This is a genomic window from Lysinibacillus sp. FSL P2-0066 (genome assembly GCF_037969495.1).
Classification (GTDB): domain Bacteria; phylum Bacillota; class Bacilli; order Bacillales_A; family Planococcaceae; genus Lysinibacillus; species Lysinibacillus boronitolerans.
The window spans coordinates 865,439-877,347 of record NZ_CP150202.1 but is presented as its reverse complement, the minus strand read 5'-3'; the positions used below and the strand labels follow the sequence as shown (position 1 = coordinate 877,347).

Genomic DNA, 11,909 nt, shown 5'->3' with positions numbered 1-11,909 from the left:
AAAGGAAGATTACTATATGATTTTAATGGATGATATTATCCGCGAAGGTCATCCGACTTTACGCACAAAAGCAGAGGAAGTTAAATTCCCTTTAACTGATGAAACAAGAAAGCTTGCTGAGGATATGCTTCAATATTTAATCAACAGCCAAGACCCTGAAGTGGCAGAAAAATACAATTTACGTAGTGGAATTGGTTTGGCTGCTAATCAGGTAAATAGCTTACAGCGTATGTTTGCCCTTCATTTAAAAGATGAGGCTGGTGAACAATTAAGCTTTGTAGCCATTAATCCAAAGATCGTTAGCCACTCTGTTGAAAACACATACCTATCAGCAGGAGAAGGATGTCTTTCTGTTGATCGTAATATTCCTGGGTATGTACCTCGCCATGCACGCATCACAGTAAAATTTAAAACAATTGATGGTGAAGAGAAAAAAATGCGCCTTAAGGGCTTGCCAGCTATTGCCTTTCAGCATGAATTAGATCATCTAAACGGCGTTATGTTTTATGACCGCATCAATGAAAAGAATCCGTTTGCGGAAATACCAGATTCAATCCCATATGAGCGCGACTAAAAACAACCTCGGCAGTTAGTACTATCTGCCGAGGTTATTTTTTATTTATATTCTAATTGTCTATCCACATTTAAACGAGCATTGATCGTCTCAATTAACGCTGGCAACTCCTCCATTGTTTCAATTGTATAATGAGCGCCAGTTTCTTCAAAAATACATTTTGTTTTCGTTATGATTTGTTGCTGCTCTTCTGAAGATAGAGAACGGAATTCTTCTTCGGAAAGGCCCATTTCAGAGCTTCCAATAATTACGCCAACAGCCCAAACACCTGCATTCAAGGCTTCTTTTATATCAGATGTTGTATCGCCAACCTTCACAACTTGCTTCGTCGCTTGCGATCCTAACGCCTCCATATTTTTAAAAATCATATATGGATATGGTCGCCCTTTATCGCCTACCTGTGTAGGTGTTACAAGAAAATCAGGTTGATAGCCCTTGTCAGCCGCATGCTTTGTCACTACTTCCATCATTGCAGTTGTGTAGCCAGTTGTAGAGCCTATATGAATACCTGCTTTTCTTAATTGCTGTACTGTTGTTTTCACATGCTGGATAGGATCTGTATAAGTCGCTAAAGACTCCATTAATTTTGTTTCGAAATGACTATACAATACATGCACGTCTTCTTCCGTAAAGGGTTGTCCATGTACACGGTGCCATTCTTCTTTAATTCTTGGCATTTCTAGCATAGTGCGGATATGATCAATTTTCAGCATACCCATTGGTTTACGAGCCTCTTCTAGTGTAACTGTAACACCAGCGTCCTCAAAAATTGTTAAAAAAACTTTTACAGGAGCAAAGCAACCAAAGTCAACTGCTGTGCCTGCCCAGTCCAAAATTACCGTCTCAATTTTCATTGTTTTTCACCACCATATAATTTTCAATAACCTCACATAATGCAAGCATATCATCCTCATGAATATCACCAATATTGCCAACTCGGAATGTATCGACATCCGTAAGCTTACCTGGATAGATAACGAAACCTGCCTTTTTCATTTCTTGATAAAAATGCTCAAAAGAAAACTCTTTATGCGGGAATAAAAATGTTGTGATAATTGGTGATTGAAGCTCCTCCGAAATATACGCTTTCAATCCTAGCTCTGATAAGCGAGAGCGAAGTAGATGATTATTATACGCATAGCGCTTATAGCGAGCATGAATGCCACCTTCTTCAATTAATTCTTCAAGTGCCTTCGCAAAAGCAGCCACTACATGTGTAGGTGAAGTGAAACGCCATTTCCCGTCTTGCTTCATCACCTCCCATTGATTATACAAATCTAATGCAACACTTCGAGCTTGTCCCTTACATTTTTCTAGAGCTCTTGTATTCGCAATAACAAATCCAAACCCTGGAACACCTTGAATACATTTATTGGCACTACTAATGCAAAAATCAATATGCAAGCTTGATAAATCCATTGGTACGCCTCCAAAGCTACTCATGGCATCCACAATAAACGTTTTGTTGAACGAATGAACAACTTCCCCAATTTCTTTAATAGGATTTAAAATACCAGTAGTCGTCTCACAATGTACGAGAGCTACATGAGTAATACTCCTATCTCTTTCAAGGAAGGATTGAACTTCTAACAAGGAGGGCTGTTCATCATAAGGAGCACTATAAACAACATGCTGTAACTTTAAGGCTTTGGCCATTTCAACAATTCTTTCACCATAAGCACCATTTGTTAGTATCAGCACCTTATCATTTTCACCAATTGCTGTTGTTAGTACAGACTCTACTACAAAGCTTCCACTTCCTTGCATTAGTACCGTAGTGTAATCAGCTTCATCAACTTTTGCTAATTTTAAGAGTTGCTTACGAATCACTTGTGTCACATTTTTATAATCGTCATCCCATGTACAACGATCTTTTAACATTTCTCGTTTCACTGCTTCAGTTGTTGTCAGTGGACCTGGCGTCAATAATTTATGGTTACTCATCTGCTATAACTCCTTATCGCTGTGCTTCTTTAAAGAAGGCTTGGTGTTTTTCTAATAAATCTACGGTTAAGGTAGTATCCCATTTTTTCAAATAGGTAGGAACGTGCTCGTCCTTTACTTGTTCTCCTTCATATAGAGCTACAGGATATTGCTCTAGAAGACCATCACGAGCCTCTGTTGCAATTACCTTTGCAATTTCTTTTGCTAATGCTTCCTCACCTTCTTTGTCTACAACAGCTACAGATTCCGTTAAAGTGAAATTTCCTTCTGTCGGGTCAATATAATCAATCGGTAACCCTTCGTTTTTGGCATCAATAGCTTGGATACGTAAACCAAAGCCTGCAGCAACTTCTCCTGTTTTCACCTTTTTAATAGGGCCAGAGCCTGAACTTTCAATATGTGGTCCTGCATTTTTAATTAACTCTGCTAGAACTTTTTTCCCTTCCTCTTCACCATATTCCTTTATAATAGCTTGTACTAGAAGCCACCCTGTTGAGGAGTCCATAATGTTTGGGAATGACACTAAATCCTTATAAGCAGGGTCTGTCAAATCTTTAATGGATTTCGGAATAGATAGCCCCTTTTGTTGTAATACCTCTGTATTAATAAAGATAGAGCCTACATTGCCTAAAATCGGTAATGCATACGTAACACTCCCATCAAGAGGCTTTAAGTCTGAAGAAATATCCACAAACATGGATTTTGAGGTTTGTGCACTTTCTATAAAATAAGAAGCCATTGTTACAACATCTGCTTCAATATCTGTCCCTTCCGCCATCATTTTGCCACCTAACTCAGAAGTACCAAACGACTGGATTAAATACTTACCTTTATAGCCTTTATCATCTAATGTAGTTTCCATCACTTCAATAGCTTCATCATCAGCATTTGAATAAATGATGACTTGCTCTTTGGAATCTGCTGCTACTCCTCCACATGCAGCTAAAACGACTGCTGCTGCACTTACTGTCCCTAACATCCTGCCTGTTGACTTCTTCATTTTGTAATCTCCTCCGTTTTTTCTTTATGTGCTGCTATATAATCACAACCTAATTTCACAATGAGGTTTGTACATAAAATGAATATCGATAAAACAAAAATATCGGTGTACTTTGCGAAATGCTGTAGCTCTTTTATCCTTGTCGATACAAGCATTGTCTTTGTGCTGACAAGAAAAATAACACCGCTGACTGTAACCATCGCATTTAAAAAATAGTAGCTAAACATTTGATAAATCGTTGGCCTAATATTCGGTAAAATAATTCGTATCACGGTTTTTAACCACGAATCCTTTAACAGCTCAGCTGTCACTTCCCACGTAGGATCCATTTTTTGCAATGAATTTTTCGCCATTAAATAAGGTGTCGTAAAAAAATGCACGATATTACATGCGATAATGATAAGAAAAGTACCCTTTAAAGAACTTCCATTAAAGAAAAATAAGTAGGATAATCCAAGTACCATACCTGGAACTGTATTTGTCATCATAGAAGTTACATCTAAGCTTTTTCTTCCCTTTAATGGTGTCCTTGTATTAAGAAGCGCCGACATAAATGTTATGCCCACACCTAATATTGCTGTTAGAACCGCTACGATGAGAGAATTGATGTAAACCTTTGTTAAATCTTTCTCTGCGAGTACATTTTGAACATGCTCTAATGTAAAGCTGAAATCGTACGGATAGCCTTTGGTAAAAGGCACAATAAACATGGTTGAAAAAATAATACATACAGCTGTTACACAGAGAATTGAATAAATTGTAAATAGCGCGTCTCGTAAACGATGCTTTACAAGTTCACTTTGCCCAACCTGTTTATATTGAAAATTGAAGCGCTCTAAAATCGTTAGCATGACAACACCTAATATAGCAGGTACTAGCATTAACACTGAAATGACTGCTCCACGTTCAAAATGCACAATGGAACCTAACATAGCTTGGTAAAGTTCAGTAGCTATTACCCTGTAATTGCCACCAACCGATGCAGGGATTCCAAAGTCTGTGAAGCTTAAAACAAATGTTAAAATAAATGCCCCGCCAATTGTCCCAACCATAGGACGGTATACGGTATGATAAAAACGACGCATTGGCTGATCATGCATTAATATTGAAACAAGTAAAAAACGTTTATCGATATATTGCATGGAGTTTTGCATTAATATAAAAGCAACTGGTAATGTGTATAAGACGTAACCGATCACCAAGCCGTTATACCCATAGATTGTAAAAAGAGGCTGCCCCACTAGTTTTGTTAGAATTCCTTGATTCCCAAATGTATAAATCAATACAAAGCCATAGGTGATGGTTGGCAGTAGCATCGGCAAGGTAATTCCAATTTGAACTAGCTTTTTTGTATGGAGATGCATCGTAGTAAAATGAACAGCATAGGCCAACCAAAAGGCTAAAATGGTTGTAATCACTGATGCTACAAAAGAAACTTTAAAACTATTCGTAAAAGCTTCACGAATTTCGATATTCCGTAAAGCTTCTATATAATTTTGAGTGGTAACGACATTGCCTATTTTGAATGACTGCCAAAACATATAAAGCAATGGCACAATTAAAAAGAATAGAAAAAATAGTAGAATCGGTAGAAAAATTAATTTCATTATTTTATTCGTTTTAAGCATATGTTTCTCCAAACAATTGATAGATGTTATGTCGCTTAATATGAAGCTGCCTTAAGATAAAATCTTCTACAAATTGATTTTTTGGCGCTGTAACAATTTCATGAGGTGTGCCAAATTGAGCAACTGTACCTTCATTAATAATGATGACTTTATCCGATAAGGTAAGGGCTTCTTCCGGATCATGTGTCACGATAATCGTCGTCAAATTAAATTCACGGGCGATGGATTTAATACGTTCCTTTATAGATTCCTTTATAACGCCATCTAGTGCACTTAGTGGTTCGTCTAATAATAGAATTTTAGGTTGCATCACGAGTGTTCTTGCAATGGAAACGCGTTGTTTTTGCCCACCAGACAATTCATGAATCTTCTTATGCAAATGAGGAGCTAGCTCTAAAAAATCAATGTATTCTTGTATCTCCTCTTTGGACATTTTCACATTTTTATTTTTTAATCCATAAATGATATTGTCGTATGCATTTAAATGAGGAAATAACGCAAAATCCTGAAACACTATATTAAATCCTCTTTCTTGCATTGATTGCTTGGAAATATCTTGTCCATTGTAGACAAGCTGACCAGCAGTTGGATCTACAAGTCCTAAAATGATATTAAGCAAAGTAGTTTTACCGCAGCCACTCGGTCCTAGCAAAGAAATAATCTCACCTGATTCGACGGTTACATTGATATCTACTAAAACTTTTTTATTTTTATAGCTTTTTGAGATATTTTTTAGCTCTAACAAATTGGGTCACCTCACTCAGTTCTTAGCTTCAGTATAGAGACTATTTGTAAAGGAAAATGCTTATTTGTGTAAATGTTGAGTAAATTCTGACCAACTGTTGACAAAGTTATGATTATTTTGAGTAAATATCTAGTAGAGGTGATGAAATGTATATGATAGAAAGGCAACACCAAATTTTGCAGTTTATACGTCAACATAAGGTAGTAAAATTAGTAACACTTACAAAAGAGTTTAACGTTTCAATGGAAACGATCCGTCGTGATGTCCAACAGTTGATGCAAGACAAAAAAATTGAAAAATTTTATGGGGGCGTTAAATATATTGAGCCAGTAGAAGGACTAATTGATCACCGACTTCACGAACAGTTAACAGAGAAAATCGCCATTGCCAGAGCATGTGCTTCGCTCGTTCAAGATGGGGAATGTATTTTCATTGATAGCGGAACAACTACCTATCAAATGACACCATTTTTATTGGACAAGGAAAAACTAACAGTGGTGACAAATTCACTACCTGTAGCATTTGATCTAATCGGCTCTAACATTGAGGTTATACTGCTTGGGGGTAAAGTACGCCATTCTGAAAAATCAGTGACATCAAATGAATTTTTATTTCGCTTCGAGCATCTTAATATCAATAAAGCTTTTATTTGCGCTAGTGGCGTTTCAATTGAAAAAGGCATATCTGATTTTAGCTTGGATGAAGCGATTACTAGAAAGCAAATTATTTCCATCTCTCAAAAAGTCTACGTAGCTACAGATTCCTCAAAATTTAATAAAGATGTAGCGATTCAAGTTTGTCCAGTGGATGACGTAGATGTCATTATCACAGATGACGCACTATCCAAAAAGACGATTCAACATTTTTCGGAAAAAGGTGTTCAAATAAAAACCGTCAATATGGCATAGACCATTAATCAATAAAAAACAACTAGTTGTAAATTTCACAACTAGTTGTTTTTCATTTTTAAATAATGGATAGCTTACGCATTATTTTAGAGAGACCATCCTCGTCTACATGGTCTGCAATATGATGAGCAACTGCCTTCACTCGCTCATGGCCATTTCCCATAGCAACACTTGTCCCAACTGCCTGTAGCATCTCAATATCATTTATGCCATCGCCAAAAGCAAAGGCATCTTGTAAAGTGATGCCCATTTTTTCAAGCACCTTTTCAATACCAGCAGCCTTCGAACCTCCCTTTGGCAAAATATCACAAGAATAACGATGCCAACGTACAAATTGAACATTTGGGAATGTTTCATTATATAAAGGTTCATCTTTTTCTTCCATAAAAATAAGTGTTTGATATACATTGTTCTGCATATAATAAGATGAGTCTAATTCTGGATACGGATATTTAAGAGTATCTAAGCTTTCAGCTACCATACGATGATCGCCAACTGAGGCAATCATCCGTTTATCATCTAAAAACACTACCGGTTCGTTACGCGCCTCACCAAAGGCAATAATTTTAGCTAGTTCATCTTTCGCAATCCCATTTGTATAGACAACCTCACCTTTATAGACAACATATTGGCCATTGAAGGTAACATACGTATCGATCTCTAATTCTTCTAGCAATGACTCAATCATAAATGGTGCTCGACCAGTAGCAATTGCCAATTCATAACCATTACGTCGTGCTGTCAAAAGTGCCTCTTTTGCAGATGAAGGTAACTTTTTTTCACTGTTATAGAGAGTACCATCGACATCAAAAAATAAAATTTTGTTCATTCTATTAACCCTTTCCATAAATATTATCCTTTCAAGCTAAATGACTTTACATAGACAATAATTTTAATTATAATGATCCTAAGGAGTGATGTGCCATGCTGAAGAAACTCAAACGAAAATTATTGAAGCAACTTCGCGGCGTACTCGGAAAAAAATCAATTGCCTAACATTTGCCCTTCATTATTTGAAGGGCTTTTCTTTATTTTAGAGGAAGTGCGTGATAATATAAAGGAAATGCATTTATTTGGCTATACGCAACCACTGTCTCACTACTTCCTATACAATTTTATAACATAGTGCACATCTGAAGCATTGAGATACAAGTATTACAAACGTACATTTCTTCAATAAAAGAAATTCGTTGTTTTCTTGTAGCACGTGTGTGGTAGTAGTCAAAGGTGCAAGAAAATTGTACGCAATTAAAGGAGAGCAAACTATGATTTACAAAGTTTATTATCAAGAAAATGCAAATGAGATTCCAGTTCGCGAAAATACTAAAAGTCTATACCTAGAAGCTACTTCAGAACGTGAAGTACGTGAAAAGCTAAAAGACCGAAACTATAACATCGAGTTCATTCAACTGCTTGAGGGTAACTACTTAGAGTACGAACAAGCAAGCCCGAACTTCGTCTTGGAGGAAATTTAACAAACATGAAGTTTGTTAAAAATGACCAAGCAGCTGTTTTCGCGCTCGGCGGACTGGGCGAAATCGGCAAAAACACTTATGGCGTTCAATTTCAAGATGAAATTATCTTAATTGACGCCGGTATAAAATTTCCAGAAGACGACTTACTGGGCATTGACTATGTTATTCCTGATTACACGTACTTAGTACGTAATGTCGATAAAATCAAAGGACTGTTTATTACCCATGGGCATGAGGATCATATTGGGGGTATTCCATACCTTTTACGTCAAGTAAATATCCCTGTCTATGGCGGTAAGCTTGCACTTGGCTTATTACGTAATAAATTAGAAGAACATGGCTTGCTACGTACAACAAAACTCATTGAAATTAAAGAAGAGGATGTTATTAAATTCAGAAAAACATCTGTTAGCTTCTTTAGAACAACACATAGTATTCCTGATGCTTATGGAATTGTTGTTAAAACACCACCTGGTAATATCGTTCACACAGGTGACTTTAAATTTGACTTTACACCAGTGGGTGAACCAGCCAACCTAACAAAGATGGCTGAAATCGGACGTGATGGCGTACTTTGCTTACTATCTGATAGTACTAACGCTGAAAAGCCTAATTTCACAATGTCAGAGCGCACAGTTGGAAAAAGTATCGACGAGATTTTCCGTAAGGTGGATAGCCGTATTATTTTTGCTACCTTTGCATCAAATATTCACCGTTTACAGCAAGCCACAGACGCAGCCGTAAAATACGGAAGAAAGATTGCTGTCTTTGGTCGCTCAATGGACAATGCTATTACGATTGGTCGTGAGCTAGGTTACATTACTGCTCCAAAGGATACATTTATTGATGCTCAAAGCATCAATCGACTTCCTGCAAACGAAGTGATGATTTTATGTACAGGCTCTCAAGGTGAACCAATGGCTGCCTTGTCACGTATTGCCAACGGGACACATCGTCAGATTCAAATACAGCCTGGCGATACAGTTATCTTTTCTTCTTCACCAGTACCAGGTAATACCGTGAGTGTTAATAAAATCATTAATTTATTGTTCCGTGCAGGTGCAGAAGTCATTCATGGTGCATTAAACAATATTCATACATCTGGTCACGGATCTCAAGAAGAACAAAAACTGATGCTTCGTTTAATGAAGCCTAAGTTCTTTATGCCTATCCATGGTGAATTCCGTATGTTAAAAATGCATACACACCTAGCTGAAGATTGCGATGTTCCACTAGACAATACATTTGTTATGGAAAATGGTGATGTTCTAGCACTAAGTGCCAATGAAGCACATGTAGCTGGCCGTATTCCTTCAGGAGATGTTTACATTGATGGCAATGGTATTGGCGATATCGGTAATATCGTGTTACGTGATCGCCGTATTCTTTCTGAAGAAGGTTTAGTGATTGTAGTTGTAAGTGTTGATATGGAAAACCAAAAAATTGTTTCTGGCCCTGACATCATCTCACGTGGATTTGTCTATATGCGTGAATCAGGTACGATGATCAATGAGGCACAAAAAATGTTAAACCGTCATCTGAATGAAACAATTCAAAGCAAGACTCCTCAATGGACAGAATTGAAGAATGAAATTACAGACGTTTTGGGACCTTATCTATTCGAAAAAACAAAACGCCGTCCAATGATCTTACCGATTATTATGGAGGTTTAACCTCGTAAAGAAACTATGTAAATTTTACATAGTTTCTTTTTTATTTTTGAAACCTCCTTTTTATTTTTGCGTATATAGTAATAACAACATCAAAAAGGAGCGTTTTTATGCTAGATAAAATTCTTCATTCCTTACTTAATAGTAAATCCAAACGCCATCATTCTTCATCAAGTAGCCGTAGCAGATATTCAAAGCGACATAATTATTATGGTCACAAGCATTATAAGCGTAGCTCTCGTAAAAGCTCACGCAGTTTTTTCAGCTCTATGAGTTTCTTTAGTAGCTAATGTGGTGGAAACGAATTTCCGAAAAAAGTTTTGACCAGGCTGTAGAACTTTACATAGCCGAACATCCCGATTTTTCTTTTAAAAAATTCCTTGGCTATGGCTCATATGGTCGTACGTATTTAATTGAGAATTGCTCGTCAGCAAGTCTATTTGTTTTAAAATGCTTGCGACCCAAACATCGTCACCACCAGAAAACCATTCATAAATTTCAACAAGAAATTCACATACTCCAGCAACTTTCACTACCCTATGTTCCTACCATCCATTCAGCAGGAACAATTTCAGACAGTCCATTTTTTATCATGGACTATGTCAATGGGCAAACTTTTGAGGAGCTTATTTTTCAGAATGGTGCCAAATTTACAATTGCTCAATCCCTTGCTATTACAAAGCAATTATTAGAGCAAATTGTACAGTTACACAATTATGGTATTGTACATCGCGATTTACGGATTCCGAATATATTGTTAGTAGGTCAGCAATTGCATATTATTGACTTTGGTCTAGCTACCACTTATCAAAAGCTAATCGATATCTCTACGATTGAAAATCCAAAACGTGCCGAAAATCATATTAGTGATCTTTATTTTGTCGGCCATTTTTTATTATTTTTACTATACTCAGACTACAAGCCAAGCAAGAAAAAAGAGAAAGCTTGGCAGCAGGAATTAAAATTACCAATCGAAGTCCAAGATTTTCTTGAGCGCCTATTATGGATTCAAGAACCCTTTGCAAGTGCGTTAGAGGCCTTGCAATCTATGCCTCCATCCATAGATAAAAACCATTAAAAATAGAATTGTTCACCGCCAAACGTGAACAATTCTATCCTAGAGTTCAAATATTAAAGTATTTTGCAGTTACATATGCAATCCAATGATACGCTGGGTCTAAACGTAGATTTTCAATTAGCCCCTTAATGATTGCTTTACCATAAGTAGGATTTTCTATTTCTTGCTTTAACAACTCAATGGATTCTTTTTCTATAGAATCCTCAGTATGATTTATATTTTGCTCCAATAATTGTAGTAAAGCATCTTTTGACACGTCTTCCTCACACGGCTTTGCAATAAACGGCACAAGATCTGCTGTAATAAATGGAATGGTTGTATGATGGGCAATAATATCTGTCTTTTCTGCTAAAGATTTAGCTAATTGCTCTAAATCAAGTGGCATATCTGAAAAAATAAAAAGCTCAGCATAGCTCTTCATAAATCCTTTTATGCAGTACATTACATCATATTTCATTTCTTTTAATTGATCCTGATAAAGCTGCTCAAGCATATAGAGAATTGATTTCGACATTTCTGCTTCATACGCTGTTATTTTATGAAATAGCTCTTTTTTTGTTAAAAAGACCTTTTCATTAAAGAATACACGTGCAGATGCAGAATGGTCTTTGAATGCTTGAAAAATACTTTTATAAAATTCAACCAAAACAGTTTCTTTGTTATACGTTCCTCTGACTACTTGGTCAACATCTGTAATAAACTGCTGTAAATAGTAATCAACCATAGATATAACAAGCTCATCTTTGGTTTTGAAGGATAAATAAAATGCACCTTTAGAAATCCCGCAGCGTTCTGTGATTTGTTGTACTGACGTAGCTTCAAAACCCTGTTCAGAAAACAGTTCTAACGCTTTCTCCATAATTAATTGCTTTTTTAACATATTTTTA

12 protein-coding genes are annotated in these 11,909 nt (G+C 36.5%); 5 read left to right on the top strand and 7 right to left on the bottom strand.

Going from position 1 to position 11,909, the window contains the following annotated elements; translation table 11 throughout:
• Positions 1-16 precede the first annotated feature (16 nt).
• Positions 17-574, top strand: a complete 558-nt coding sequence (gene def / locus MKZ14_RS04115) for a peptide deformylase (RefSeq protein ID WP_016995004.1) — start codon at positions 17-19, stop codon at positions 572-574.
• A gap of 41 nt (positions 575-615) precedes the next feature.
• On the opposite strand, the gene phnX is transcribed toward def, so the two are convergent.
• From phnX to MKZ14_RS04090, 5 genes are read right to left on the bottom strand one after another with little or no spacing between them, the layout of a single operon-like run.
• The gene (gene phnX / locus MKZ14_RS04110) at positions 616-1,428 is read right to left on the bottom strand and encodes a phosphonoacetaldehyde hydrolase (protein WP_036077045.1); all 813 of its coding nucleotides are present in this window, start codon (positions 1,426-1,428) and stop codon (positions 616-618) included.
• A complete protein-coding gene (locus tag MKZ14_RS04105; protein WP_333006611.1) occupies positions 1,418-2,518 on the bottom strand; it encodes a 2-aminoethylphosphonate--pyruvate transaminase in 1,101 nt (366 codons plus the stop codon). Before MKZ14_RS04105 ends, phnX begins: the two co-directional genes overlap by 11 nt.
• Before the next feature lie 13 nt (positions 2,519-2,531).
• Positions 2,532-3,518: an extracellular solute-binding protein gene (locus MKZ14_RS04100; protein ID WP_328023710.1), complete on the bottom strand. Its 987-nt coding sequence runs from the start codon at positions 3,516-3,518 to the stop codon at positions 2,532-2,534.
• Complete coding sequence (locus MKZ14_RS04095; RefSeq protein ID WP_333006612.1) at positions 3,515-5,146, bottom strand: ABC transporter permease subunit; 1,632 nt, start codon at positions 5,144-5,146, stop codon at positions 3,515-3,517. Before MKZ14_RS04095 ends, MKZ14_RS04100 begins: the two co-directional genes overlap by 4 nt.
• On the bottom strand, positions 5,139-5,891 hold the full coding sequence (locus MKZ14_RS04090; protein ID WP_048391952.1) for an ABC transporter ATP-binding protein: 753 nt from the start codon (positions 5,889-5,891) through the stop codon (positions 5,139-5,141). Before MKZ14_RS04090 ends, MKZ14_RS04095 begins: the two co-directional genes overlap by 8 nt.
• A gap of 146 nt (positions 5,892-6,037) precedes the next feature.
• Here MKZ14_RS04090 and MKZ14_RS04085 point away from each other — a divergent pair, with 146 nt between their 5' ends.
• Positions 6,038-6,799: a DeoR/GlpR family DNA-binding transcription regulator gene (locus MKZ14_RS04085; protein WP_244205652.1), complete on the top strand. Its 762-nt coding sequence runs from the start codon at positions 6,038-6,040 to the stop codon at positions 6,797-6,799.
• A gap of 58 nt (positions 6,800-6,857) precedes the next feature.
• Here the strand turns inward: MKZ14_RS04085 and MKZ14_RS04080 are convergent, their stop codons facing one another.
• The gene (locus MKZ14_RS04080; protein ID WP_054549831.1) at positions 6,858-7,628 is read right to left on the bottom strand and encodes a Cof-type HAD-IIB family hydrolase; all 771 of its coding nucleotides are present in this window, start codon (positions 7,626-7,628) and stop codon (positions 6,858-6,860) included.
• A gap of 436 nt (positions 7,629-8,064) precedes the next feature.
• Between MKZ14_RS04080 and MKZ14_RS04075 the strand changes: the two genes are divergently transcribed.
• The 3 genes from MKZ14_RS04075 (at position 8,065) to MKZ14_RS04065 (ending at position 11,022) form a co-directional block, all read left to right on the top strand.
• Entirely contained in the window at positions 8,065-8,274 is a 210-nt protein-coding gene (locus tag MKZ14_RS04075) for a DNA-directed RNA polymerase subunit epsilon (RefSeq protein ID WP_004224712.1), read from the top strand.
• 5 nt (positions 8,275-8,279) lie between these two features.
• Positions 8,280-9,947: a ribonuclease J1 gene (gene rnjA, locus MKZ14_RS04070; RefSeq protein WP_004224711.1), complete on the top strand. Its 1,668-nt coding sequence runs from the start codon at positions 8,280-8,282 to the stop codon at positions 9,945-9,947.
• 286 nt (positions 9,948-10,233) lie between these two features.
• Positions 10,234-11,022, top strand: coding sequence for a protein kinase (locus MKZ14_RS04065; RefSeq protein WP_333006613.1), 789 nt, complete (start codon positions 10,234-10,236; stop codon positions 11,020-11,022).
• A gap of 46 nt (positions 11,023-11,068) precedes the next feature.
• Here the strand turns inward: MKZ14_RS04065 and MKZ14_RS04060 are convergent, their stop codons facing one another.
• Complete coding sequence (locus MKZ14_RS04060) at positions 11,069-11,902, bottom strand: TetR/AcrR family transcriptional regulator (RefSeq protein ID WP_004224709.1); 834 nt, start codon at positions 11,900-11,902, stop codon at positions 11,069-11,071.
• Positions 11,903-11,909 lie beyond the last annotated feature (7 nt).

Coding starts and splice junctions, on each gene's coding strand:
- MKZ14_RS04105 (WP_333006611.1), bottom strand. CDS start 2,518: ATGAGTAACCATAAATTATTGACGCCAGGTCCACTGACAACAACTGAA.
- rnjA (WP_004224711.1), top strand. CDS start 8,280: ATGAAGTTTGTTAAAAATGACCAAGCAGCTGTTTTCGCGCTCGGCGGA.
- MKZ14_RS04080 (WP_054549831.1), bottom strand. CDS start 7,628: ATGAACAAAATTTTATTTTTTGATGTCGATGGTACTCTCTATAACAGT.
- MKZ14_RS04075 (WP_004224712.1), top strand. CDS start 8,065: ATGATTTACAAAGTTTATTATCAAGAAAATGCAAATGAGATTCCAGTT.
- def (WP_016995004.1), top strand. CDS start 17: ATGATTTTAATGGATGATATTATCCGCGAAGGTCATCCGACTTTACGC.
- MKZ14_RS04095 (WP_333006612.1), bottom strand. CDS start 5,146: ATGCTTAAAACGAATAAAATAATGAAATTAATTTTTCTACCGATTCTA.
- phnX (WP_036077045.1), bottom strand. CDS start 1,428: ATGAAAATTGAGACGGTAATTTTGGACTGGGCAGGCACAGCAGTTGAC.
- MKZ14_RS04085 (WP_244205652.1), top strand. CDS start 6,038: ATGTATATGATAGAAAGGCAACACCAAATTTTGCAGTTTATACGTCAA.
- MKZ14_RS04100 (WP_328023710.1), bottom strand. CDS start 3,518: ATGAAGAAGTCAACAGGCAGGATGTTAGGGACAGTAAGTGCAGCAGCA.
- MKZ14_RS04065 (WP_333006613.1), top strand. CDS start 10,234: ATGTGGTGGAAACGAATTTCCGAAAAAAGTTTTGACCAGGCTGTAGAA.
- MKZ14_RS04060 (WP_004224709.1), bottom strand. CDS start 11,902: ATGTTAAAAAAGCAATTAATTATGGAGAAAGCGTTAGAACTGTTTTCT.